Source organism: Lactococcus sp. SK2-659 (genome assembly GCF_020218185.2).
Classification (GTDB): Bacteria; Bacillota; Bacilli; order Lactobacillales; family Streptococcaceae; genus Lactococcus; species Lactococcus lactis.
Genome location: NZ_JAIWQZ020000001.1, coordinates 776,265 through 800,369, shown reverse-complemented (window position 1 = coordinate 800,369; position 24,105 = coordinate 776,265). Strand labels below are relative to the sequence as shown.

At 35.7% G+C, this 24,105-nt stretch carries 23 protein-coding genes and 1 other annotated feature; of the genes, 22 read left to right on the top strand and 1 reads right to left on the bottom strand.

The genetic code is table 11. The features are described 5' to 3' along the window. The first annotated feature begins 42 nt into the window (after positions 1-42). The 13 genes from rnr (at position 43) to LDP15_RS03690 (ending at position 12,000) form a co-directional block, all read left to right on the top strand. Positions 43-2,040, top strand: a complete 1,998-nt coding sequence (rnr, locus tag LDP15_RS03750) for a ribonuclease R (protein WP_225513290.1) — start codon at positions 43-45, stop codon at positions 2,038-2,040. 197 nt (positions 2,041-2,237) lie between these two features. Then, positions 2,238-2,452: a binding site (T-box leader), on the top strand. A 59-nt stretch (positions 2,453-2,511) separates the two neighbouring features. Further along, on the top strand, positions 2,512-3,582 hold the full coding sequence (hisC, locus tag LDP15_RS03745) for a histidinol-phosphate transaminase (RefSeq protein WP_015426385.1): 1,071 nt from the start codon (positions 2,512-2,514) through the stop codon (positions 3,580-3,582). Further along, positions 3,582-4,568 (top strand): ATP phosphoribosyltransferase regulatory subunit, encoded by a 987-nt coding sequence (locus LDP15_RS03740; RefSeq protein WP_015426386.1) that lies wholly within the window; start codon positions 3,582-3,584, stop codon positions 4,566-4,568. The genes hisC and LDP15_RS03740 overlap by 1 nt, the downstream gene beginning before the upstream one ends. Continuing rightward, positions 4,561-5,187, top strand: a complete 627-nt coding sequence (gene hisG, locus LDP15_RS03735; protein WP_225513289.1) for an ATP phosphoribosyltransferase — start codon at positions 4,561-4,563, stop codon at positions 5,185-5,187. Before LDP15_RS03740 ends, hisG begins: the two co-directional genes overlap by 8 nt. Continuing rightward, positions 5,171-6,466, top strand: coding sequence for a histidinol dehydrogenase (gene hisD, locus LDP15_RS03730; protein WP_015426388.1), 1,296 nt, complete (start codon positions 5,171-5,173; stop codon positions 6,464-6,466). Before hisG ends, hisD begins: the two co-directional genes overlap by 17 nt. Before the next feature lie 95 nt (positions 6,467-6,561). Continuing rightward, positions 6,562-7,308, top strand: a complete 747-nt coding sequence (locus LDP15_RS03725) for a methyltransferase domain-containing protein (protein WP_225513288.1) — start codon at positions 6,562-6,564, stop codon at positions 7,306-7,308. Further along, complete coding sequence (gene hisB, locus LDP15_RS03720; RefSeq protein WP_015426390.1) at positions 7,305-7,907, top strand: imidazoleglycerol-phosphate dehydratase HisB; 603 nt, start codon at positions 7,305-7,307, stop codon at positions 7,905-7,907. The genes LDP15_RS03725 and hisB overlap by 4 nt, the downstream gene beginning before the upstream one ends. Beyond that, the gene (locus tag LDP15_RS03715; RefSeq protein ID WP_015426391.1) at positions 7,904-8,692 is read left to right on the top strand and encodes an aminoglycoside 3'-phosphotransferase; all 789 of its coding nucleotides are present in this window, start codon (positions 7,904-7,906) and stop codon (positions 8,690-8,692) included. Before hisB ends, LDP15_RS03715 begins: the two co-directional genes overlap by 4 nt. A 38-nt stretch (positions 8,693-8,730) precedes the next feature. After that, entirely contained in the window at positions 8,731-9,339 is a 609-nt protein-coding gene (gene hisH, locus LDP15_RS03710; protein ID WP_015426392.1) for an imidazole glycerol phosphate synthase subunit HisH, read from the top strand. Further along, complete coding sequence (gene hisA / locus LDP15_RS03705; RefSeq protein ID WP_015426393.1) at positions 9,340-10,059, top strand: 1-(5-phosphoribosyl)-5-[(5-phosphoribosylamino)methylideneamino]imidazole-4-carboxamide isomerase; 720 nt, start codon at positions 9,340-9,342, stop codon at positions 10,057-10,059. Beyond that, entirely contained in the window at positions 10,049-10,828 is a 780-nt protein-coding gene (gene hisF, locus LDP15_RS03700; protein ID WP_015426394.1) for an imidazole glycerol phosphate synthase subunit HisF, read from the top strand. The genes hisA and hisF overlap by 11 nt, the downstream gene beginning before the upstream one ends. Then, positions 10,825-11,190 (top strand): phosphoribosyl-ATP diphosphatase, encoded by a 366-nt coding sequence (gene hisE / locus LDP15_RS03695; protein WP_225513287.1) that lies wholly within the window; start codon positions 10,825-10,827, stop codon positions 11,188-11,190. The genes hisF and hisE overlap by 4 nt, the downstream gene beginning before the upstream one ends. Beyond that, positions 11,191-12,000 (top strand): histidinol-phosphatase, encoded by an 810-nt coding sequence (locus LDP15_RS03690; protein ID WP_015426396.1) that lies wholly within the window; start codon positions 11,191-11,193, stop codon positions 11,998-12,000. It begins immediately after the preceding gene. 13 nt (positions 12,001-12,013) lie between these two features. Here the strand turns inward: LDP15_RS03690 and LDP15_RS03685 are convergent, their stop codons facing one another. Next, positions 12,014-12,973, bottom strand: a complete 960-nt coding sequence (locus LDP15_RS03685) for a rhodanese-related sulfurtransferase (RefSeq protein ID WP_015426397.1) — start codon at positions 12,971-12,973, stop codon at positions 12,014-12,016. Positions 12,974-13,397: 424 nt separating this feature from the next. On the opposite strand from LDP15_RS03685, the gene LDP15_RS03680 reads away from it, so the two are divergent. From LDP15_RS03680 to ilvC, 9 genes are all read left to right on the top strand, one after another. Next, positions 13,398-14,939 (top strand): 2-isopropylmalate synthase, encoded by a 1,542-nt coding sequence (locus LDP15_RS03680; RefSeq protein ID WP_015426398.1) that lies wholly within the window; start codon positions 13,398-13,400, stop codon positions 14,937-14,939. A gap of 11 nt (positions 14,940-14,950) precedes the next feature. Continuing rightward, entirely contained in the window at positions 14,951-15,988 is a 1,038-nt protein-coding gene (gene leuB, locus LDP15_RS03675; protein WP_042230337.1) for a 3-isopropylmalate dehydrogenase, read from the top strand. A 196-nt stretch (positions 15,989-16,184) separates the two neighbouring features. Then, positions 16,185-17,567, top strand: a complete 1,383-nt coding sequence (leuC, locus tag LDP15_RS03670) for a 3-isopropylmalate dehydratase large subunit (protein ID WP_225513286.1) — start codon at positions 16,185-16,187, stop codon at positions 17,565-17,567. Between the two features lie 19 nt (positions 17,568-17,586). Beyond that, the gene (gene leuD, locus LDP15_RS03665; RefSeq protein ID WP_015426401.1) at positions 17,587-18,162 is read left to right on the top strand and encodes a 3-isopropylmalate dehydratase small subunit; all 576 of its coding nucleotides are present in this window, start codon (positions 17,587-17,589) and stop codon (positions 18,160-18,162) included. Positions 18,163-18,175: 13 nt separating this feature from the next. Then, positions 18,176-18,955 (top strand): ABC transporter ATP-binding protein, encoded by a 780-nt coding sequence (locus LDP15_RS03660; RefSeq protein ID WP_015426402.1) that lies wholly within the window; start codon positions 18,176-18,178, stop codon positions 18,953-18,955. 121 nt (positions 18,956-19,076) lie between these two features. After that, positions 19,077-20,789 (top strand): dihydroxy-acid dehydratase, encoded by a 1,713-nt coding sequence (gene ilvD / locus LDP15_RS03655; protein ID WP_015426403.1) that lies wholly within the window; start codon positions 19,077-19,079, stop codon positions 20,787-20,789. 10 nt (positions 20,790-20,799) lie between these two features. Beyond that, positions 20,800-22,527 (top strand): acetolactate synthase large subunit, encoded by a 1,728-nt coding sequence (locus LDP15_RS03650; RefSeq protein WP_015426404.1) that lies wholly within the window; start codon positions 20,800-20,802, stop codon positions 22,525-22,527. Next, a complete protein-coding gene (gene ilvN / locus LDP15_RS03645) occupies positions 22,520-22,996 on the top strand; it encodes an acetolactate synthase small subunit (RefSeq protein WP_015426405.1) in 477 nt (158 codons plus the stop codon). The genes LDP15_RS03650 and ilvN overlap by 8 nt, the downstream gene beginning before the upstream one ends. Before the next feature lie 45 nt (positions 22,997-23,041). Then, positions 23,042-24,064, top strand: coding sequence for a ketol-acid reductoisomerase (gene ilvC / locus LDP15_RS03640; RefSeq protein WP_015426406.1), 1,023 nt, complete (start codon positions 23,042-23,044; stop codon positions 24,062-24,064). Positions 24,065-24,105 lie beyond the last annotated feature (41 nt).

The window sequence follows — 24,105 nt, the reverse complement described above, 5'->3', positions numbered from 1 at the left end:
GTTATGATAGATAGATACAATTGGAGGAAGAAATAAATATATATGGTTCAGCTATCAGAATTAGCATCAGCACTTAATCAAACAGAAAGTAAGGGAGTATTTTCTAAACATCCTAAAGGTTTCGGATTTGTTCATCCAGAAGACGCAACAGATAAAACAAATGATATTTATATCGGTAAAAATGATACTAAATTTGCGATGGATGGGGATAAAGTTACCGTTAAAGTTACCTATCCTAAAACTGAAAAACGCGGTGCAAGTGGACAAATTACTAAAATAAATGAACGAGCCGTAGTTGATACGGTCGGGACTTACCGTTCTTTGTCAAATCGTCAAGTCAAAGCATTAGGATACAAAGGAAGAATAGAACTCTATAATGATCGAATTTCTGATACTTTATATATCAAACAACCATTATCAGGGGTTCAAGAAGAAGATGTAGTAAGTCTTAAAATAACCCAATATCCAACCGATACCAAGACATTTGAAGGAAAAATTACAGGTATTATTGGACATAAAGGCGAAGTAGGACTAGATATTTTAGAAGTGCTTTGTGCTATGAAAATTCCACAAGAGTTCTCTTCTGAAACTTTAGCTGAGGCTGAGGCATTTTCCGAAAAATTAACTGATTCAGATTTGCAAGATCGTGAAGATTATCGGAATGAAATTACCTATACCATTGATGGAGATGATTCTAAGGATTTGGATGATGCCATCCACGTTAAAAAATTATCAAATGGACATTTTGAATTAGGAGTCCATATCGCTGACGTCAGTCATTATGTGACTGAGGGTTCTTCTTTAGATGAAGAAGCCTACTCACGCGCAACATCAGTCTATGTAACTGACCGAGTTGTTCCGATGTTGCCTGTTAAGTTATCCAATAATTTGTGTTCACTCAATGAAGCTCAAGAACGACTGACAATGTCTTGTCTAATGGAAATTGATGACAAAGGTAAGATTGTCAGTTATAAAATATCACCTTCAGTCATAAAAACAACTTATCGAATGACTTATAATAATGTCAATAAAATGATTCATCAAGGACAAGAAGGTCATAGGGAAGCCCTTGAAAACTTCTCTAAAATTACTGATTCGATTAAAGTGGCTGTTGAACTTCATGAAATTCTTGAAACAATGCGAAAAGACAGAGGAATGATTGAATTTGACGAGAGTGAAGCAAAAATTATTTTAGATGAAAAAGGTCATCCAATCGAAATTGTAAAACGTGATCGCGATACTGCAGAACGAATGATTGAATCCTTTATGTTGATGGCAAATGAAACTGTTGCCCTTGATTTTCAAAAGAAAAAACTACCTTCCTTATATCGAGTTCATGATAACCCTAAAGAGAAAGCTTTTGCTAAATTGATGGAAGCTGCTGCTAATGCTGGTTTTTCCTTGAATTCAGATTCTCATCAAGCCATTAATTTCTTTGCTGATGAAATTAAAGGAACAAGTTCTGAAAAGGCATTGACTTATCAACTTCGACATACGATGTCAACAGCGGTTTACTCTGAGAAAAATACAAAACATTTTGGGCTCGCAGCGACTAACTATACGCATTTCACAAGCCCAATTAGGCGTTATCCTGATTTAATTATCCATCGTTTATTACATTTATATCCTTCTGACCATTCTAACCGTACTAAAGACGAATGGAAAGAACGTTTACCTGAAATTGCTAGCCATTCTTCTGATATGGAACACCGCGCAGTCGTCACTGAACGAATTATTGATGCAATGAAAAAAGCAGAATATATGTCAGAGCGGATTGGAGAAGTTTACACTGGTACAATTACAGGCCTGCAAAAATTTGGAATCTTTGTTGCATTAGATAATACAGTTGAAGGTTTAATTCGTGTACCTAATTTACATACTGGGACTACGGAAGAACTTGAATTTGATGAAGAAGCAAGTATTTTTAAAGGAAAAAAATCAGAAACAGTCTATCAAATAGGACAAGAAATAAAAATTCGTGTTATTTCTGCTAATAAACGAAAAGGAACAGTTGATTTTGAACAAATTGCTCCTGAATAAATCCAGTCTACTATTATGTCGAATAAATAAAGGACTAATAAGATAAATTAAACTATTGAAATTTAAATATTTTCGAGTAAAATACCAGTATTTACTGGTATTTTTATTATGCTAAATAACAAGATAGATATTTTATTAAAATAAATGTTGACTTTTAAAAATATAAGTATTATAATTCAGATAATTAAGAATTAACAAATAAGAGATGAAAGAGTAGTCTTAGGTATCAGTTGAGAGAGCCTTGTTGCTGAGAAAAGGTCTGATAATGGGATGAACCACACTCATCGCTATCTTACTCACATTATTAATGTGAGCGTTAGCTGCGTTAATGCTAAGTTGTTATAACTTACCGAGGTCACTTTTGTGAAAAAGTGATAAATTAAGGTGGAACCACGATTAAACCGTCCTTTAAGCCAAGTGCTTTTAGGCGTTTTTTTTATATTATCTTTCTATTCTCGAAAGGAGAAATCTATGAGTTGGCAAAATAACCTTCGGTCAGTAAGTCCCTATATTGCGGGTGAACAACCAGAACTTACTGACATGATCAAACTAAACACTAACGAAAATCCCTATCCGCCCACTAGTGTAGCTCAATTATTTAATGAACGTTTTAAGACAAAAAATTTGCGTTTATACCCAAGTACTGATGCGAAAAGTTTAAGAAAAAAATTGGCCGAATATCATCATTTAGAAGTTGAACAGGTTTTTATTGGTAATGGCTCTGACGAAGTTTTGTCACTTAGTTTTCTGACTTTTTTTAATAGTCAAAGCCCTTTATTAATGCCTGACATTACTTATTCTTTTTACCCTATTTATTGCGAACTCTATCGAATTCCCTTTCAAAAAGTCCCTGTAGATGATGATTTTAAAGTGTCAATAAAAGATTATTGTATTGAAAATGGCGGAATTGTGATTGCAAATCCTAATGCTCCAACGGCTTTAGCACTAAATCTTAAAGATATAGAAGAAATTTTGAAAAAAAATCAAAGCTCTATTGTCTTGATTGACGAGGCCTATATTGATTTTGGTGGGGAAACATGTCTTCCTTTGCTTAAAAAATACGATAATTTAGTAGTGGTTCAAACTTTTTCTAAATCGCGGAGTTTGGCAGGAATTCGTTTAGGTGTAGCTTATGGCTCTGCTGAAGCAATTTCTCATTTGTATGATGTGAAAAATTCATTTAATTCCTATCCAATTGATAGTTTGGCACAAATTATTGGAGAAGCAAGTTTAATGGATGAACATTATTTTCAAAAAAACATTCAGAAAATTATTAAGACAAGAGAAGTTTTTAAAGAAAGTCTGGTTAATTTAGGATTTGAAGTGACTGATTCAAAGGCTAACTTTGTTTTTGTTCATCATCCAAAAGTAAAAGCAGAAGAACTTTTTAAGGCGCTTTATGAGGCAAAAATTATTGTCAGGCATTGGAATCAACCACGGATTGATGATTGGTTACGGATAACTATTGGGACTAATAAAGAAATGAACAAAGTGATTGAATTTTTAAAAGGCTATTTAAAAAAGAATGAGGAAATTGACTAATGGAAAAAATAAATTATCTGCTTCCTGAAGAATCGGCAGAAATGACCTTGAATCAAGTTAAAAGTCTACGGCAGATAGAAGGTCGTTTAAGAAAATTATTTAGCTTGAAAAATTATCAGGAAGTCATGCCCCCAAGCTTTGAATATACGCAACTCTATACAGCACTTGAAAGTAATGGGAAAACTTTTAATCAAGAAAAAATGTTTCAGTTTATCAATCATGAGGGACAATCAATTACACTCCGTTATGATTTTACACTTCCTTTAGTTAGACTTTATTCGCAAATCAAGGATTCTACTAGTGCTCGTTATTCATATTTTGGAAAAATATATAGAAAAGAAAAACGGCATAAAGGTCGTTCAACGGAAAATTATCAGATTGGTATTGAACTTTTTGGTGAATCAGCCGATAAGTCAGAATTAGAAATTCTTAGTCTAGCCCTTCAAGTAATTGAACAGTTAGGTTTGAATAAAACGGTCTTTGAAATAGGCTCAGCAAAATTTTTTCAACGTTTATGTCAGTTAGCTGATGGTTCAACAGAGTTACTTACAGAACTTTTACTCAAGAAAGATTTGAGTGGCCTTAATACTTTCATCGAAAAAAATAATTTTTCTAAGGAATTAAGAGAACTTTTGAAAGAAATATTTATTACTAATGAGTTATCAAGATTGGAAAATTTAGTGACAAATACAAAAGATGAAGTGCTCATTTCTTCCTTTGGTCAGCTCAAAGAATTTTCAGAAAAACTTTCAACGATTAAACCAGTTATCATTGATTTGGGAATGGTTCCTAAAATGGATTATTATACTGATTTAATGTTCAAGGCTTACAGTTCAGCAGCTAATCAACCTGTTTTATCAGGAGGAAGATATGACCAGCTATTAAGTAATTTTCAAAAAGAGGTGGTTGCCATTGGTTTTTGTTGTCATATGGATACCATTCTAAAGGCTCTGGAAAGGCAAGAATTGGAGGAAGACAATGATTAAAATTGCCATAACTAAAGGACGAATCCAAAAACAAGTCACTAATTTATTGGAAAATGCGGACTATGATGTTGAACCAATTCTAAATCTAGGACGTGAATTACAAATTAAAACGAAAGATGATTTACAAATCATCTTTGGAAAAGCTAATGATGTCATTACTTTTTTAGAACATGGAATTGTTGATATTGGCTTTGTTGGTAAAGATATGCTTGATGAAAATGATTTTGATGACTACTATGAATTATTGGATTTAAAAATCGGACAGTGCATTTTTGCCCTTGCTTCCTATCCTGACTTTTCAAATAAAAATTTTCAACGACGTAAACGAATTGCTTCAAAATATCCAAGAGTGACAAAAAAATATTTTGCTCAAAAGCAAGAAGATATTGAAATTATCAAGTTGGAAGGTTCTGTTGAGCTTGGACCAGTTGTTGGCTTAGCCGATGCAATTGTTGACATCGTCGAAACAGGAAATACTTTATCTGCAAATGGTTTAGAGGTCATTGAAAAAATCAGTGACATTTCAACACGGATGATTGTCAATAAATCTAGTTTCAAATTTAAAAAAAATAAAATTATAGAAATGGTGAAGAGGTTAGAAGATGCTCAAACAAATTGATTATCAAGGAAAGCTTGAAGAAATTGCTGAAAAATTTCAAGGTCGAAAAACAGAAGTATCAAAAGAAGTTAATAAAACTGTTCAACAGATTGTAGAAGATATTCAAAAAAGTGGAGATACTGCCTTATTTAACTATGCTAAAAAGTTCGACGGTTATGATGTGAATACTAGTAATTTACTCGTCACGCGCATGGAACGTGAAACAGGACTAGAACAAATTGAAGAGGATTATTTTAAAATTCTTAGGCGTACCAAATCACAGATTGAAGAATTTCATAAACACCAACTAGGAAATTCATGGAATATTTTTAAGGAAAATGGTGTTATCATGGGACAAATTGCACGCCCTCTGGAACGCGTTGCTCTCTATGTTCCTGGAGGAACGGCTGCATATCCCTCAACAGTCATTATGAATGCTGTTCCAGCACTTTTAGCAGGCGTCAAAGAAATTATTATGATTACTCCAGTTAAAGCTGATGGAAAAGTAAATCCAAATATTTTAGCAGCTGCTGAAGTTTGTGGAATAGAAACAATCTATAAAGTGGGTGGAGCACAAGGCGTTGCTGCCGTTGCGTATGGGACAGAATCTATTCCTAAAGTTGATAAGATTGTCGGACCTGGAAATATTTTTGTAGCTACAGCTAAGAAAATCTGTTATGGGGTGGTAGATATTGATATGATAGCCGGTCCGTCAGAAGTTCTAGTTATTGCTGACAAAACTGCCAATCCAAAGTATATTGCTGCTGATTTAATGGCGCAAGCAGAACATGATAAACTTGCGTCAGCGATTTTAGTGACGACTTCTGAAAAACTTGTTCAACAAGTAGATGAGGAATTAAATAGACAAGTTCAAAATTTGGAACGTCGTGAAATCATTGAAAGTTCCATCAGTAATTACGGTGGAGCCATTGTTGTAAAAAATATTGATGAAGCCTTTGATGTTTCCAATCAGCTTGCTCCAGAACATTTAGAAGTTTTGACTAGTGAATCCTTAGTCCAGCTTCCAAAAATCAAAAATGCTGGCTCAATTTTTCTTGGAGAGTATACGCCAGAACCGCTAGGCGACTATATGTCAGGAAGCAATCATGTCTTACCTACTGGAGGAACAGCCAAATTTTACTCTGGTTTGGGTGTCTATAATTTCATAAAATATTCAACTTATAGCTATTATCCTAAAGAAGTTTTGGCTGACTTTAAAGAGGATGTTGAGACATTTGCAAAATCAGAAGGATTGACGGCTCATGCTAACTCAATTTCTGTGAGATTTGATGAAATGTAATACTTGAGACTAGATTTTAAAAATTTATTGGTCAAGGCGTGAGGAGCCACATGGATTTTAAAATATTGAATAAGAAAAATAGTAGGGAGAAAAACATGACAAAACAAGAAAATTATTATGCAGAAGTTTTCGAAAAACCATGGGGTCGGATGTTCTATGACTTACTTTTTCCACAGCTACTACCAAATTTGACAAAAGATTCAAAAATTCTGAGTTTCGGCTCTGGATTTGGTCGGACGGAAACATTTTTGGAGGAACAGGGATTTGAAGTCACGGGCTATGAGCCTGATGTAGAAAAGCTCGAGATGATGTCTGACCAAACTTTTCGTCAGTTGACAGGAACTTTTGACGACTTTGCAGAAACTGTTAAAAATGAGCGTTACGACGTGATTCTCATTCACAATGTTTTAGAATACGTCCTCGACCGAAAAGTCGTGTTGGAATTACTCTTGTCACTTTTGACAGATGGCGGCACGCTTTCTATTGTCAAGCACAGTAAGTACGGTAGCATGATAGAAATGGCAGCAGGACGTGATAATCCGCAGGCAGCGCTTGATGTTTATGAAAATGAAGCTGTCGCTTCTCACAACCACGGCGATATCCTAGTTTACGACGATGATTGGCTGACAGATTTTGTGGCAAATTACAAACTGAAACTCCAAGAAAAATTTGGAATTCGTCATTTTTACGGTATTTCACAAAACGTAGAAATCAAAGAAACAGACAACTGGTATCAACCCATGCTTAAGTTAGAGCAAAAAGTAGCGAAAGACCAAACGCTGTATCCAGTCGCACGATTACATCATTTGATATTTAAAAAAACTAAGGAGAACCTGTTATGACACGCATATCACACATCACGCGTAATACCAAAGAAACACAAATCGAACTTTCCATCAATCTTGACGGCACAGGTCAAGCGGACATTAGTACAGGTATTGGTTTTCTCGACCACATGCTGACACTTCTCACCTTTCACAGCGATTTTGACTTAAAAATCATAGGACATGGGGATCATGAAACAGTAGGGATGGACCCGCACCATCTCATTGAAGATGTTGCGATTGCTCTTGGCAAATGTATCAGCGAAGCATTAGGTAATAAGCTCGGTATTCGACGTTATGGAAGTTTTACCATTCCAATGGATGAAGCTTTGGTGACTTGTGATTTAGATATTAGTGGACGACCTTATTTGGTATTTCATGCTGATTTATCAGGAAATCAAAAACTTGGTGGCTATGATACAGAAATGACTGAAGAATTTTTTCGTGCCCTTGCTTTTAATGCTGGGATTACGTTACATCTGAACGAAAATTATGGGCAAAATACGCATCATATTATTGAAGGCATGTTTAAATCTACAGCGAGGGCGCTAAAACAAGCTGTAAGTATTGATGAAGCGAAAGTTGGAGAAATACCGAGCAGTAAGGGAGTGTTATGACTAATCTAAAAGAATTAAGAATTAATATTGAGAAATTTCCTGAAGCAATTCACAATACGCTAAAAGATGCAAAAATATATGATAGCAGTTCCTCTCCTGAAGCTCAAGTGTTATTCATTGATAAAAAAGATGGCTATTATTTAAAAATAGCTTCATCAAAAACTTTAGAGCGAGAAGCTGAAATGACTGCTTATTTTCAAAAGAAAAAGTTAGGTTTAGGATATATTTCTTATTTATCAGGACAATCCCAAGATTTTTTACTCAAGAAAAAAATTCAAGGAGAAAATTATTTGGCTAAAAAATATCTTAATAATCCAAAACGTCTGTGTGATAGTCTTGCTGAAAATCTACGATTTCTTCATGAACAAAATTTTGAGGATTGTCCCATATTAGACCATTCTGAACGTTATTTGAAGAAAGTCGAAAAGAACGCAAGTATAAAGCATTCAAATCTAGATTTTGTCAATAATTATAATGTCAGAACAACAGAAGAAGCTTATGATTATATAGAAAATAAAAAATTGCTATTAAAGAATGATACGCTTTTACATGGAGATTATTGTTTACCCAATATAATCCTAGACAATTGGAAGTTCAAAGGTTTTATTGATTTGGATTGTGCAGGTGTTGGCGACCGACATATTGACCTCTTTTGGGGTGCATGGACGCTTAATTTTAATATTGGTACTGATCAATATCGTGACCGATTTTTTGATGCTTATGGTCGGGATAGAATCGATGTTGATCGTTTGAAATTGGTTGGCTGCTGTGAGGTTTTTGGTTAAATTGAATTTTAGTATATTTTTATATTGAAAGGAGCATTATGAAAAAAATTGTTATCATCGACTACAATATCGGAAATCTTCAAAGTGTACAGGCCGCATTTTTACGATTGGGACAAGAAACAGTGATTTCAAGAGATTTAGAGGAAATTCGTAAAGCAGATGCACTTATTCTTCCAGGAGTTGGGGCTTTTCCTACAGCAATGAATAATTTAAAAAAGTTTAATTTGATTGAACTTATACAAGAACGAGCTGCTGCTGGAATACCAATATTGGGAATTTGTTTAGGAATGCAAGTGCTTTTTGAAAAAGGATACGAGATAGAAGAAAGACAAGGTCTTGGACTTTTAAAGGGAGAGGTAATTCCAATCAAAACTAATGAGAAAATTCCGCATATGGGATGGAATCAATTAAACCTGGCTAAAACCAGTCCAACAACTCATTATTTGTCTGATAATGATGAGGTCTATTTTGTCCATTCTTATCAGGCGACTTGTCCTGATGATGAACTCATTGCCTACACCACTTATGGCGAAGTAAAAATTCCGGCAATTGTTGGAAAAAATAATGTGATAGGCTGTCAATTTCACCCTGAAAAGAGTGGAGAAATTGGCAGAAAGATACTAAAAGCATTCTTGGAGGAAATTTAAATGAAGATTATTCCAGCAATTGATTTGCAAAATGGTAAAGCCGTGCGTCTCTACAAAGGAGATTATGATAAGAAAACGGTCTATTCAAAAAATCCCCTTGAAATTGCTCAAAAATTTGAAAGAATGGGAGCGACTGACCTCCATTTGGTTGATTTAGATGGTGCTAAGATAGGACAAACTCGTAATTTAGAGCTTGTGCGAAAAATAAAAGATGAAACAAGATTGAAAATCGAAATTGGTGGTGGAATTAGAGATTTCGATACAGTTAGACTTTATCTTGAACAAATTGGTGTGGAACGAGTGATTTTAGGAACCGCAGCGGTAGAAAACCCTGATTTTCTTAAAGAGCTATTAATTAAATACGGTCCAAGCAAAATCGTTGTTGGAGTTGATATTAGAGAGGGTTTTGTATCAACAAGTGGTTGGTTAGAAAAAACGAGTCTTCCTTATCTGTCATTTTTAAAAAAATTAGAGAGAATAGGGGTTAAAACCACTATTATTACTGATATCTCCAAAGACGGAACACTGACAGGTCCAAATTTTAAACTTTATGATGAAATTTCAAAGGAATGTTCTCTAAACGTGATTATTTCTGGAGGTGTAAAGGATAGTTCTGATATTCAACGTGCAACTCGTTCTGACTTTTATGGGATTATTGTTGGGAAAGCTTACTATGAGGGAAAAATTAATCTTGAAAAGGAGTTCAGGAATGCTAACTAAAAGAATCATCCCTTGTCTTGATATTAAAAATGGTAAGGTTGTTAAAGGAATCAATTTTGTGGGTTTAAGAGAAATAGGTGATCCAGTGGAATTGGCCAAAATATATGAAGAACAGTGTGCAGATGAAATTGTTTTTCTTGATATTACAGCATCTTTTGAAGAACGTGAAATTATTGGTGAATTAATTGGTCGGGCGGCGCGTGAACTTTCAATTCCGTTAACCGTTGGTGGAGGAATTCGTTCAATTGACGATTTTAGAAGAATTCTTGCTAGGGGAGCTGATAAAGTATCCGTCAACTCAGCTGCAATTGAAAATCCTGAACTTATTCGTCAAGCGGCTAACGAATTTGGCGTTCAATGTGTTGTTGTTGCTATTGATGCTAAAAAACGAGCAGACCATAGGGGATATGATGTCTATATCAAAGGTGGGCGTGAAATTGCAGGTCTTGACTTAGTTGATTGGGCTAAAAAGTGTGAAAGATTAGGAGCAGGTGAAATTTTACTAACCTCAATGGATAAGGATGGAACAAAGACAGGCTACGATTTGGAAATGCTGAATACCGTTTGTACTGCTGTTAATATTCCTGTTGTAGCAAGTGGCGGTTGTGGGAAGATTTCGGACATTGTTGAAGTTTTTCAAAATACAAGAAGCGATGCTGCCCTTGTTGCTTCATTATTTCATTATGGCGAAGCAACAGTTGATGAAGTTAAAGACGAACTTATAAAAAATAATATTTCAGCAAGAATTATTAAGAAGGAGATTTTATGAAACCAGATTTTCATAAGCAGAAACTTATTCCTTTTGATGACTCTGATATTTTCAGAGAGTTGGAGAAGCAAATCATCGACCGAAAGTTACATCCAGTCGAAAAATCTTATACGAATTATTTGCTTGAAGAAGGCATCGATAAAGTATTAAAAAAAGTTGGTGAAGAAGCAAGTGAAGTGATTATTGCTAGTAAAAATTCAGATAAAGGAGAACTTTTAGGAGAAATTGATGATTTACTTTATCATTTGTTTGTATTAATGAATCAGCAAGGTATTTCTCTAGAAGAAGTACGGCAAAAAGCAAAAGAACGGCATCAGCTAGAAGGAAATAAGAAGGAATTTCATACAAGGACGGCAGATTAAATGAAAAAATTAGATTATCATTTCCACTCTCATTTTTCGGCTGATAGCGAGGAGCTTCCTAGAAACCATGTGATAGAAGCTATAGCACATGGTTTAAAAGAAATTTGTTTTACAGAGCATCGAGATTTTTATTTTCCAGGAATGGATTTTTCACTAAATCTACCTGAGTATTTTCAAGAAATCAATCGATTACAAGCGGAATTTAAAGATAAAATTAAAATAAAAATTGGCTTGGAAATGGGAATTGATTTACGTTTTAAATCAGAAATTAATAAGTTTATTGATTCGGCTCCTTTTGATTTTGTGATTGCCTCTGTTCATGAAATTGGAGATATTGAAGTTTATGACGGAACAGAATTTTATCTACAGAAAACAAAAGAAGAAGCGCAAAGAGAATATCTTTTAGCTTGTTTAGATACTGTTCAAAATTTTGTGAATTATAATTCGTTTGGTCATTTAGATTATGTTGCTAGATATGGGCCTTACACGGATAAATCAATAAAGTTTGCAGAGAATCGGGAGATTTTATTTGAAATCTTGCGGGCTTTAGCTTCAAAAGAAAAAGCATTAGAAATAAATACTAGATTGTTTGATAATCCGAAAACTGAACAATTTTATAGTGATTTGTTGATTAATTTTAAAAAATTAGGTGGAAAATTTATAACTTTAGGAACGGATAGTCATATAGCAAAGCGTGATTGGCTTTCAATTCATAAAGCAAGAACTTTAATTAAAAAAGCTGGCTTTCACGAACTAGCAACTTTTAGTGGGATGAAAATTGATAAAAATAAAAAGTCTATTAAAGAATAATAGACTTTTTATTTTATGAGGCTAAATCTTTCTCAAGTAGCGCAAGACGTTCTTGAACTTCTTGATTTGATAGTTGGTGGGCTTTGATGTAACGGTTATTGGGATGAACTCGACATTCATGTGAACAAGCACCAAGATATTTTGCTTCATTTTCCTCTGAAGCTAACATTTGTCTGTTACATTCTGGATTTCCGCAATTGATGTAACGTTCACATGGGCTTCCATCAAACCAATCACGTCCGACAATGACATGTTCTTTTTGGTTGATTGGAACTGCGATTCGGCTATCAAAAACATACATTTGTCCGTCCCAGAGATCTCCTTGAACTTCTGGGTCTTTTCCGTATGTGGCAATTCCTCCGTGAAGTTGACCAACGTCTTTGAAGCCTTCACGAACGAGCCATCCTGAAAATTTTTCACAACGTATTCCACCGGTACAGTAGGTTAAAACACGTTTTTCCATGAATTGTTCTTTGTTATCCCGAATCCACTGTGGAAGTTCTCTAAAACTTCTTATTTCTGGGCGAATGGCGCCACGAAAATGTCCTAAGTCAAATTCATAATCATTTCGTGCATCAATCACTACTGTATTTTCATCAAGCATGGCCTCACGAAACTCTTTTGGATCAAGATAAGCCCCAGTAAGTTCCAAGGGATTGACGTCATCTTCTAAACTTAAATTAACTAATTCAGGGCGATAACGGACATGCATTTTCTTAAAAGCATTTTGCTCGGCTTCATCAATTTTGAAAATTATTGAGCTAAAGCGAGGGTCATTTTTCATCAATTCCATATAGGCATTTGTTTGCTCGATAGTACCAGAAACAGTTCCGTTGATACCTTCGTCAGCAACTAAAATGCGTCCTTTTAAACCTAATTCTTTACAGTCTGCGAGGTGTTTTTGGGCAAAAGTTTCTCCATCTTCAATTGGGACATATTGGTAATATAATAAAACTCGATAATCTTGAGTCATAATTTCTCCTTAATCTTATTAGTACATTAGAATCCATTATAATTTAATCATTTTATGTCTATCAAAAGCAACAAAATTGCTTGTATATTTTCTAACAAGCTTAATTATTGTGGATTTAATTGAATATTAAAGGGAGAAGTTGTAATCTATTTGTTGTTAAATTCTTGTTAATACAAAAAAATGCATTAAATATTATTATTTTATTGACAATTTAAAATATTAAGAGTATTATAATGTAAATTAACAAAAAAGAGGAACTTGAAATGACATACACACAATTTTCATTGTTGTTGATCAAGGTGGACCTACATTAGCTTTTGTGGCTAAAATATGTGGGTCCTGTTTGGCGATAGTCATTTCGAGGACCGAGAGACGTCCTCATGGGCGTCTTTTTTGTTTCTTAATAAAAAATAGAGGTAATATTATGCGAAAAATTGAATTCTTTGACACAAGTTTGAGAGATGGCGAACAGACACCAGGCGTTAGTTTCTCCATTTCAGAAAAAGTAACGATTGCTAAACAACTGGAAAAATGGGGGATTTCTGTCATAGAGGCTGGTTTTCCTGCGGCAAGTCCAGATAGTTTTGAAGCAGTAAAGCAAATTGCTGATTCTTTGAATGATACGGCTGTCACTGCATTAGCTCGTTGTGTTATCTCAGATATCGATAAAGCGGTTGAAGCGATAAAGGGGGCTAAACATCCGCAAATTCATGTTTTCATTGCCACTTCACCTATTCACATGAAATATAAACTTAAAATCAGTCCCGAAGAAGTTTTGAAAAATATTGATAAATGTGTGAGATACGCACGTGAACGGGTCGAGGTTGTTGAGTTTTCTCCAGAGGACGCAACAAGAACAGAGTTGAATTTTCTTTTAGAGGCTGTTCAAACGGCTATCAATGCTGGAGCAACTTATATTAATATTCCTGACACTGTAGGTTATACGACGCCAGAAGAATATGGAAAAATTTTTAAATTTTTGATTGATAATATTAAGTCTGACCGAGAAATTATTTTTAGTCCACATTGTCATGATGATTTAGGAATGGCTGTAGCTAATTCATTAGCTGCAATTAAAGCTGGGGCTGGGAGAGTTGAAGGAACTGTCAACGGCATTGGAGAGCGAGCTGGGAATGCTGCTCTTGAAGAAATTGCTGTGGCACTACATATTCGTAAAGATTTTTATCAGGCACAAAGTCCTTTGAAACTTTCAGAAACTGTTGCAACGGCAGAACTAATTTCACAATTTTCAGGAATTTCTATTCCAAAAAATAAAGCAATTGTTGGTGCTAATGCTTTTGCACACGAATCAGGAATTCATCAAGATGGTGTCCTTAAAAATGCTGAAACTTATGAAATTATTACACCAGAACTTGTCGGAATAAAGCATAATTCGTTGCCTTTAGGTAAACTTTCTGGTCGTCATGCTTTTAGTGAAAAATTGACGGAACTTAATATTGCTTATGACGATGAAAGTCTTGCAATTTTATTTGAAAAATTTAAAAAATTAGCTGACAAGAAAAAAGAAATTACTGACGCAGATATTCATGCCTTGTTTACAGGAGAAACGGTAAAAAATCTAGCTGGATTTATACTTGATAATGTTCAAATTGATGGGCACAAGGCATTGGTGCAACTAAAAAATCAAGAAGAGGAAATTTATGTTAGCCAAGGAGAGGGGTCAGGTTCAGTGGATGCAATTTTTAAAGCTATTGATAAAGTCTTTAATCATCAACTAAAATTAATTTCCTATTCAGTTGATGCTGTAACTGATGGAATTGATGCACAAGCAACGACTTTGGTTTCTGTTGAAAATCTATCTACAGGCACTATATTTAATGCTAAAGGTGTTGATTATGATGTATTGAAAGGAAGCGCCATTGCTTACATGAACGCTAATGTTTTAGTTCAAAAAGAAAATTTACAAGGAAAGGTTGAACAAATTTCAGCTCATGATGGAATTTAAGGTGAAAAATATTGTCTAAAAAAATTGTGACACTTGCGGGAGATGGAATTGGGCCAGAAATTATGTCAGCTGGTTTAAGTGTTTTAAAAGCTGTCAGTAAAAAAATTGATTTTGAGTATGAATTAGAAGCCAAAGATTTTGGAGGAATTGCAATTGATAAGCATGGTCATCCTTTACCAGCAGAAACTTTGCAAGCAGTTAAAAATGCTGACGCAATCTTGCTCGCTGCAATTGGTCATCCTAAATACAACAATGCAAAAGTTAGACCAGAACAAGGGTTGCTTGCTTTACGGAAAGAATTAGGACTGTATGCTAATGTTCGTCCATTAAAAATTTATCCGGCTCTAAAAAAACTTTCTCCCATTCGAAATGTTGAAAATGTTGATTTCCTAGTGATTCGCGAACTGACAGGGGGAATCTATTTCGGTCAGCATGAATTGGCAGATGATAAAGCACGAGATGTCAATGATTATTCTGCTGATGAAATAAGAAGAATTCTTCATTTTGCTTTCAAAAGTGCTCAAAGTCGGCCCAGAAAATTACTGACTTCGGTTGATAAACAAAATGTCCTTGCAACTTCTAAATTATGGCGAAAAATGGCTGATGAAATTGCTGACGAATATCCTGATGTACGATTAGAGCACCAATTGGTCGATTCTTGTGCGATGTTACTGATTACTAATCCGCAACAATTTGATGTGATAGTCACTGAAAATCTATTTGGTGATATTCTCTCTGATGAAGCAAGTAGTTTGGCCGGTAGCTTAGGAGTGATGCCTTCGAGTTCGCATGGATTTAACGGTTTAGCACTCTATGAGCCAATTCATGGTTCGGCACCAGATATTGCAGGAAAAGGAATTGCGAACCCTGTTTCGATGATTCTATCAATTGCCATGATGCTAAGAGAATCTTTTGGGCAGGAAGATGGGGCTGCGATGATTGAAAAAGCCGTAACCCAAACTTTTACTGACGGAATTTTGACTAAAGATTTAGGTGGGACTGCAACAACTAAAGAAATGACAGAAGCAATCCTGAAAAATTGTCAGTAAAATGCGATTGAATAGTGAGCATTTTAGTTGTAGATAAAAGAACCGTCAGCGCAGCTGACAATTCTGTCAGTAAATGCGATTGAATAGTGAGCATTTTAGTTGTAGATAAAAGAACTATCAGCGTAACTGACAATTCTGTCAGTAAATATTACTGACAGAATTTGTCAGAATAAATTTTTAAAAAAGGAAATAAAAAATGTCAGGTAAAACAATATTTGATAAACTTTGGGATCAGCATGTGATTGCTGGAAATGAGGGAGAACCTCAACTGCTTTATATTGACCTTCATGTTATTCACGAGGTTACGAGTCCGCAAGCATTTCAGGGCTTACGTGAAGCAGGACGTCGTGTTCGGAGAAAAGATTTGACATACGGAACTCTTGACCACAATGTTCCAACACAAGATATTTTTAATATTCAAGATTTGATTTCTAAAAAACAAATTGATACTTTTACTAAAAATGTCAAAGAGTTTGATGTTCCAGCGGAGACTCATGGTGGAAAAGGACAAGGAATTGTTCACATGGTAGCACCTGAATCTGGCAGAACTCAACCGGGAAAAACAATTGTTTGTGGCGATAGTCATACCGCAACAAATGGAGCATTTGGTGCAATTGCTTTTGGAATTGGTACAAGTGAAGTTGAACATGTTCTTGCAACTCAAACCATTTGGCAAGTTAAACCCAAGCGTATGAAAATTGAATTTCAAGGTCATCCACAAAAAGGAATTTATAGCAAAGACTTTATCCTCGCATTAATTGCTAAATATGGTGTGGATGCAGGTGTAGGTTATGCGGTTGAATATAGTGGGGATGCTATCAGTGATTTAAGCATGGAAGAACGGATGACAATCTGTAACATGTCAATTGAATTTGGGGCAAAAATTGGCCTGATGAATCCTGATGAAAAAACTTATGACTATGTCAAAGGGCGTGAACATGCACCTAAAAACTTTGATGAAGCTGTCAGTAAATGGGAAAAAATTGTCAGTGATTCTGATGCACAATACGATAAGATTTTAAGTCTTGATGTCAGCCAGTTGAAACCAATGGTGACATGGGGAACAAATCCCGGAATGGGCCTAGAATTTGGCGAAAAGTTTCCGGCAATTAACAATGATTTGAATTATGAACGTGCTTATCAGTACATGGATTTAAAGCCAGGCCAAACCGCTTCTGACATAGATTTAGGCTATATTTTCATTGGTTCTTGTACGAATGCTAGACTTGGTGATTTAGAAGAAGCTGCAAAAATTATTGGAGACAGACATATTGCTGATGGACTGACAGGAATTGTCGTCCCTGGAAGCAGACCTGTGAAAGAAGCGGCTGAAGCACAAGGGCTTGATAAAATTTTTAAAGAAGCTGGTTTTGAATGGCGGGAACCGGGTTGCTCAGCCTGTCTTGGAATGAATCCTGACCAAATTCCAGAATACGTTCATTGTGCTTCAACCTCTAATCGAAATTTTGAAGGACGTCAAGGACATAATGCAAGAACGCACCTGTGCTCTCCAGCTATGGCCGCTGCCGCCGCAATCGCTGGTAAATTTGTAGATGTTAGAACGCTCGTAACAGATTAGTCTGTAGAAAGAAAAAAAGATGGAAAAATTCACGATTTACAAAGGGACAAGTGTTCCAGTCATGAACGATAATATTGACACAGACCAAATTATTCCTAAACAATTTTTGAAAGCAATCGATAAAAAGGGCTTTGGGAAAAATTTATTTTATGAATGGCGTTATCTCAAAGATTACGATGAGAATCCTGATTTTATTTTGAATGCTCCAAAATACAAAAAAGCTTCTCTGTTAATTTCAGGAGATAATTTTGGTTCTGGTTCTTCAAGAGAACATGCGGCATGGGCCTTATCAGATTACGGCTTTCGGGCAATTATTGCTGGCTCTTACTCAGATATTTTTTATAATAATGCTTTAAAAAATGGCTTGTTACCAATTAAACAACCAAGAGAAGTTCTAAATCAATTGACAAAACTGTCAAGTCAAGAAGAAATTACTATTGATTTACCCCATCAGCTAATCATCACAAGCCTTGGTGACTTTCATTTTGAGATTGACCCCATTTGGAAAAACAAATTAATTAATGGCTTAGATGATATTGGAATAACCTTGCAATATGAAGAAGCAATCTCAGCTTACGAACAAAAAAATCAATAAGAGCGAGCTAAAAATGACAATTATTAATTTAAAGAATGTAAATCTTACTCGAAATAAAAAAGAAATTCTTAAAGATATTACTTGGAAAGTAAATCCCGGCGAAAATTGGGTTATTCTGGGCCTCAACGGCTCTGGAAAATCAAGTCTTTTGAAATTGATTTTAGCAGAAGAATGGAAAACTTCTGGCGAAATCACTGTTTTAAATACTCAATTTGGAAATGGAGAAATTCCAAAGTTGAGAAAAAGAATCAGCGTAGTTGGCTCATTTATTGCTGAAAGATTTCAACCAAATATTAAGGCTGAAAACCTTGTTTATACTGGGAAATTTAATTCGAGCATGCTCTATAAACCCTACACAGATCAGGAACTTGATGAGGCCCGTCAGCTTTTAAGACAAATGGGCGCAAAATCACTTATTGGCCGAAATTATGCCAGCCTTTCTCAAGGGGAAAAGCAAGTTCTTCTTATTGCTAGGAGCTTAATTTTAAAGCCTGAGCTTTTAATTTTGGACGAAGCAACGAACGGTTTAGATTTATTTGCTAAAGAAAAATTATTAAAGCAACTGCAGCAGATTAATCAATTAAAAAACGCACCAACACTCATTTATATTTCTCATCATCCCGATGAAATCACTGATATTTTTACTCATCTTTTACTTTTAAGAGAAGGAAAAGTGATTCAATCAGGGAAAAAAGAAAACTTATTAAATGAAAAGATACTTACTGATTTTTATCAAGAAAAAGTAGAAGTTCACCATTTTGAGCAGAAATATTTTGTAATTCCTGCTAACTGAGAAAGGAAAGCAAAAGTATTTTATAGACTATATAGAATATTCTGACAAATTATTGTATTTTCATTTTTTTAGTGATAAAATAGCTCTATGTAAATTTACGGGGAGGTCAAAAAGATAACATATGGAATTCAAATATAACGGAAAAGTTGAATCAGTGGAACTCAATAAATATTCTAAGACATTGACTCAAGATCCAACACAGCCAGCGACTCAAGCGATGTACTACGGCATTGGTTTTAAAGATGAGGATTTCAAAAAAGCTCAGGTGGGAATCGTCAGCATGGATTGGGACGGAAATCCATGTAATATGCACTTGGGAACACTTGGGAGTAAAATCAAAAGTTCTGTCAACCAAACTGACGGATTGATTGGACTTCAATTTCATACTATTGGAGTTTCTGATGGAATTGCCAACGGAAAGCTTGGCATGAGATATTCTTTGGTCAGTCGTGAAGTGATTGCTGACAGCATCGAAACCAATGCCGGTGCTGAATATTATGATGCCATCGTTGCCATTCCCGGTTGTGATAAAAATATGCCAGGGTCAATTATCGGAATGGCTCGCTTAAATCGTCCGTCAATTATGGTCTATGGTGGAACGATTGAACATGGCGAATATAAAGGTGAAAAATTAAATATTGTTTCGGCTTTTGAAGCTCTGGGACAAAAAATCACCGGAAATATTTCTGATGAAGATTATCATGGCGTTATTTGCAATGCCATTCCAGGGCAAGGTGCTTGCGGAGGAATGTACACTGCTAATACCCTGGCTGCCGCTATTGAAACTTTAGGAATGAGTTTACCTTATTCCTCTTCCAATCCAGCAGTCAGTCAAGAAAAACAAGAAGAGTGTGATGAAATTGGTTTAGCCATCAAAAATTTATTAGAAAAAGATATTAAACCAAGTGATATCATGACCAAAGAAGCTTTTGAAAATGCCATAACAATTGTCATGGTCCTTGGAGGCTCAACCAATGCTGTGCTTCATATCATTGCAATGGCAAATGCCATTGGTGTAGAAATTACGCAAGATGATTTCCAACGTATTTCAGATATTACCCCTGTTCTTGGCGATTTCAAACCGAGCGGAAAATATATGATGGAAGATCTGCACAAAATTGGTGGCCTTCCTGCTGTTTTGAAATACCTACTTAAAGAAGGAAAACTTCACGGTGATTGTTTGACCGTCACAGGTAAAACTTTGGCTGAAAATGTTGAAACAGCATTAGATTTGGACTTTGACAGCCAAGATATTATGCGACCACTAAAAAATCCAATTAAAGCTACTGGACATTTACAAATCTTGTACGGTAATCTTGCCCAAGGGGGTTCTGTTGCAAAAATTTCTGGTAAAGAAGGTGAATTTTTCAAAGGAACTGCTCGTGTTTTTGACGGAGAACAACACTTTATCGATGGCATTGAGTCTGGCCGATTGCATGCCGGTGATGTTGCGGTCATTAGAAATATTGGCCCAGTCGGAGGTCCGGGAATGCCAGAGATGTTAAAACCAACCTCAGCATTAATTGGAGCAGGACTTGGAAAATCTTGTGCCCTCATTACTGACGGAAGATTTTCTGGTGGCACACACGGCTTTGTTGTGGGGCATATCGTCCCTGAAGCAGTTGAAGGTGGGTTGATTGGTTTAGTTGAAGATAATGATATTATCGAAATTGATGCGGTGAATAATAGTATTAGTTTAAAAGTTTCTGATGAAGAAATTGCTAAACGCCGTGCCAATTATCAAAAACCAGCTCCTAAAGCAACGCGTGGTGTTCTTGCAAAATTTGCTAAACTTACACGCCCCGCTAGTGAAGGTTGCGTTACAGATTTATAGAAAGGTTTGAATGAAAAAAATAAAGTTAGAAAAACCTACTTCCGGTTCCCAACTTGTTCTCCAAACCTTAAAAGAACTTGGAGTAGAAATTATTTTTGGTTATCCTGGTGGGGCCATGCTCCCCTTGTATGATGCAATTCATAATTTTGAAGGAATTCAACATATTTTAGCCCGTCATGAGCAAGGAGCAACGCATGAAGCCGAAGGTTACGCTAAATCGTCTGGTAAAGTTGGTGTCGTCGTTGTTACTTCTGGACCAGGAGCGACTAATGCAGTAACCGGAATTGCTGACGCTTATCTTGATTCAGTTCCATTGTTAGTTTTCACAGGTCAAGTTGGGCGTCAGTCCATTGGTAAAGATGCGTTTCAAGAAGCAGATACTGTTGGAATTACAGCCCCAATTACAAAATATAATTATCAAATTAGGGAAACTGCAGATATTCCAAGAATTGTTACAGAAGCCTATTATTTGGCAAGGACAGGACGTCCTGGACCAGTAGAAATTGATTTACCAAAAGATGTTTCCACCCTTGAAGTCACTGAAATTAATGACCCAAGCTTGAATCTTCCTCATTATCACGAAAGTGAAAAAGCGACTGATGAACAATTGCAAGAATTACTGACAGAACTTTCTGTCAGTAAAAAACCAGTCGTTATTGCTGGCGGAGGAATTAATTATTCTGGCTCAGTTGATATTTTCAGAGCATTTGTCGAAAAATATCAAATTCCAGTTGTTTCTACATTGCTTGGCTTAGGAACATTACCAATCAGCCACGAATTGCAACTAGGAATGGCAGGAATGCACGGTTCATACGCTGCAAATATGGCTTTAGTTGAAGCTGACTATATTATTAATTTGGGATCACGTTTTGACGATAGAGTTGTATCCAATCCTGCAAAATTTGCTAAAAATGCTGTCGTTGCTCATATTGATATTGACGCTGCTGAACTTGGCAAAATTGTAAAAACCGATATTCCAATCCTTTCTGATTTGAAAGTGGCTTTAAGCAGACTTTTGCAATTAAATAAGGTCAAGACTGACTTTAATGATTGGATTAAAACTGTCACTAAAAATAGAGAGAAAGCACCATTTACTTATGAGCCCCAAAACCATGATATCCGTCCACAGGAAACAATTAAATTAATTGGAGAATACACTCAAGGAGATGCAATCATTGTGACCGATGTTGGGCAACATCAAATGTGGGTGGCGCAATATTATCCTTATAAAAATGCAAGGCAACTTATTACTTCTGGGGGAATGGGAACGATGGGCTTTGGCATTCCTGCAGCAATCGGTGCAAAGCTGGCACAACCAAATAAAAATGTCATTGTTTTTGTTGGCGATGGTGGCTTTCAAATGACTAATCAAGAATTAGCATTACTTAATGGCTACGGTATTGCAATCAAAGTTGTTCTGATTAATAATCATTCATTGGGAATGGTACGTCAATGGCAAGAATCATTCTATGAAGAGCGACGTTCACAATCGGTTTTTGATGTTGAACCTAATTTTCAATTGTTAGCCGAAGCTTATGGCATCAAACATGTTAAGTTAGATAATCCAAAAACTTTGGCTGATGATTTAAAAATTATTACAGAAGATGAGCCAATGCTTATTGAAGTTCTAATTTCAAAATCTGAACATGTTTTACCAATGATACCAGCTGGATTACACAATGACGAAATGATTGGACTTCATTTTACTGATGAGAATGAGGAGGTAGATAATGCGTAGAATGATTATCGCAAAACTTCATAATATAACAGGAATTATGAATCGATTTACCGCCGTTCTCAATCGAAGGCAAGTGAACATTCTCTCAATTACCGCTGGAGTTACAGAGAGTCAAGACTTAACTCATACCACTTTTGTTATTGAAGTTGATCATCTTGATGAAGTAGAACAAATCATTAAACAATTAAATCGCTTAATCGACGTGATTGAAGTAGCTGATATTACTGACTTACCACATGTAGAACGTGAAGTCGTCTTGATTAAAGTATCAGCTCCACCGACCATTAGGGCAGAAATTTTTACAATGATTGAACCTTTTAGAGTAAATGTAGTTGATGTCAATCTGGAAAATGTCACCATTCAATTAACGGGTGATTCAGCAAAAATCGAAGCACTTATTGATGTTGTTAGTCCTTATGGCATTCTAAATATGGCTCGGACAGGTAGTGCAGGTTTTGAGCGTGGCTAAATTTAAATAAGTTAACAAATAAATAGAAAAATAGAGGAAACAAAAATGGCAGTTACAATGTATTATGAAGATGATGTAGAAGTATCAGCACTTGCTGGAAAGCAAATTGCAGTAATCGGTTATGGTTCACAAGGACATGCTCACGCACAGAATTTGCGTGATTCTGGTCACAACGTTATCATTGGTGTGCGCCACGGAAAATCTTTTGATAAAGCAAAAGAAGATGGCTTTGAAACATTTGAAGTAGGAGAAGCGGTAGCTAAAGCTGATGTTATTATGGTTTTGGCGCCAGATGAACTTCAACAATCCATTTATGAAGAGGACATCAAACCAAACTTGAAAGCAGGTTCAGCACTTGGTTTTGCTCACGGATTTAATATCCATTTTGGCTATATTAAAGTACCAGAAGACGTTGACGTCTTTATGGTTGCACCTAAGGCTCCAGGTCACCTTGTCCGTCGGACTTATACTGAAGGTTTTGGTACACCAGCTTTGTTTGTTTCACACCAAAATGCAAGTGGTCATGCGCGTGAAATCGCAATGGATTGGGCCAAAGGAATTGGTTGTGCTCGAGTGGGAATTATTGAAACAACTTTTAAAGAAGAAACAGAAGAAGATTTGTTTGGAGAACAAGCTGTTCTATGTGGAGGTTTGACAGCACTTGTTGAAGCCGGTTTTGAAACACTGACAGAAGCTGGATACGCTGGCGAATTGGCTTACTTTGAAGTTTTACACGAAATGAAATTAATTGTCGACCTCATGTATGAAGGGGGGTTTACTAAAATGCGTCAATCCATCTCAAATACTGCTGAGTTTGGCGATTATGTGACTGGTCCACGGATTATTACTGACGAAGTTAAAAAGAATATGAAGCTTGTTTTGGCTGATATTCAATCTGGAAAATTTGCTCAAGATTTCGTTGATGATTTCAAAGCGGGCCGTCCAAAATTAACAGCCTATCGCGAAGCTGCTAAAAATCTTGAAATTGAAAAAATTGGGGCAGAACTACGTCAAGCAATGCCATTCACACAATCTGGTGATGACGATGCCTTTAAAATCTATCAGTAATTTCTCTTATTGATTGAACAAAAACATAAAAGCATTTTATG